The 1,436-nt window shown below is 68.5% G+C and carries 3 protein-coding genes; all 3 read left to right on the forward strand.

What is annotated here, in order from left to right:
* A partial coding sequence (locus C5O18_RS09525; RefSeq protein ID WP_146089335.1) for a FimV/HubP family polar landmark protein occupies nucleotides 1-261 on the forward strand: 261 nt, incomplete at its 5' end.
* A gap of 50 nt (nucleotides 262-311) precedes the next feature.
* Nucleotides 312-1,133 carry a tRNA pseudouridine(38-40) synthase TruA gene (truA, locus tag C5O18_RS09530; protein WP_105193394.1) on the forward strand — a complete coding sequence of 274 codons (822 nt, stop codon included), beginning with the start codon at nucleotides 312-314 and terminating at the stop codon, nucleotides 1,131-1,133.
* 99 nt (nucleotides 1,134-1,232) lie between these two features.
* On the forward strand, nucleotides 1,233-1,436 hold a 204-nt coding region (locus tag C5O18_RS09535), incomplete at its 3' end, for a hypothetical protein (protein ID WP_146089336.1).

The following is a 1,436-nucleotide window of genomic DNA, read 5'->3' on the forward strand; positions in this document are numbered from 1 at the left end:
GGCTTCGCGCCGCTGCCCGAGGTGCCTGAGTCGGCCTATCTGGCCGCCGACGAGCCGGTCCGTGCCGACGAGGACGAGTACGACTTCCTTTCCGACAGCGAGGCGGAAGCCTTCCAGACCCGTCTGGATCTGGCCCAGGCCTACATCGACATGGGCGAGAGCGCCTCGGCCCGTGATCTGCTGGAGCTGGTCAGCCAGGGTGGCACCGGCGAGCAGCGCCGGCGTGCAGAAGCGCTGCTCCGGACCCTGGACGGGGCCTGAGCGCGACACGAACATCGGCGGCCGGACAAGCCGCCCGGCAGGAGTTTCCGGTGTCAGAGTCCAGGCGTTACGCCATCGGTATCGAGTTTGATGGCCGCGCCTTCCGGGGCTGGCAGACCCAGCAGCCGGGCGTCGTCAGCGTCCAGGAGACGCTGGAGCGCGCCATCTCGACGGTGGCTGCGCACCCGGTGATCGTGCATGCCGCCGGCCGCACCGATGCCGGCGTGCATGCCTCGGGCATGATCGCCCATTTCGACAGTCCGTCCGTGCGCAACGAGCGCAACTGGCTCATGGGCATCAACACGCTGCTGCCGGAGAGCATCGCGCTGCGCTGGATCACCCCGGTCAGCGACGGTTTCCATGCCCGCTTCAAGGCCGTGGCGCGGCGCTACCACTATGTCATCTACAACCATCCGCGCCGTTCCAGTCTGCTCGCCGGTCGCGCCACCTGGCATTACCATCCGCTCGATCTGGCACGCATGCAGGAAGCCGCGCGCGCGCTGGTCGGCGTGCACGATTTCAGCGCCTACCGCGCCGTGGCCTGCCAGTCCAACCGGCCGGTGCGCGATGTCCATTTCCTCGATCTGGCGCAGCGCGGCCCGCTGATCCGGCTCGATATCCAGGCCGACGGCTTCCTGCACCACATGGTGCGCAACATCGCCGGCGTGCTGATGGCGATCGGGCAGGGCAAGGCCGAGCCGTCGTGGGCGGCCGAGGTGCTGGCCAGCCGCGACCGCACCCTCGGCGGCGTCACCGCGGCGCCGGACGGCCTCTATTTCGTCAACGCGCTCTATCCGGAAGGCTTCGAGCTGCCGCGCGATCCGCCCGGACCGCTGTGGCTGGCCGGCTGGCCGGCCGATTTCGTCGGCTGAGCATATCCGGCCGGCGTCCTGCGACTTGGCAGGCGAGGGCGGAAACGGGTTTACTGCGTCATTGGAAGAACACCGCAATACAACAAGCAAGAGGCGATCATGATGCTGCGTAAATCCACTGCGTTCCCGCTGCTGCGGGTACTGTGCCTGTCCGCTGCCGGCCTGCTGCCGCTGCAGGCGGCGGCCATTTCCGTCAGCGACATGTCGGCCTGGTCGGCACCGGGCAAGCCGCTGCGCATGGACATCGTGATCGATGACCTGCTGGCCGCCCGCGCCGATGATGTGCAGGTGCGCATCGCCTCC

Origin of the sequence: Amnimonas aquatica (assembly GCF_002943415.1) — a bacterium.
Taxonomy (GTDB): domain Bacteria; phylum Pseudomonadota; class Gammaproteobacteria; order Pseudomonadales; family Moraxellaceae; genus Perlucidibaca; species Perlucidibaca aquatica_A.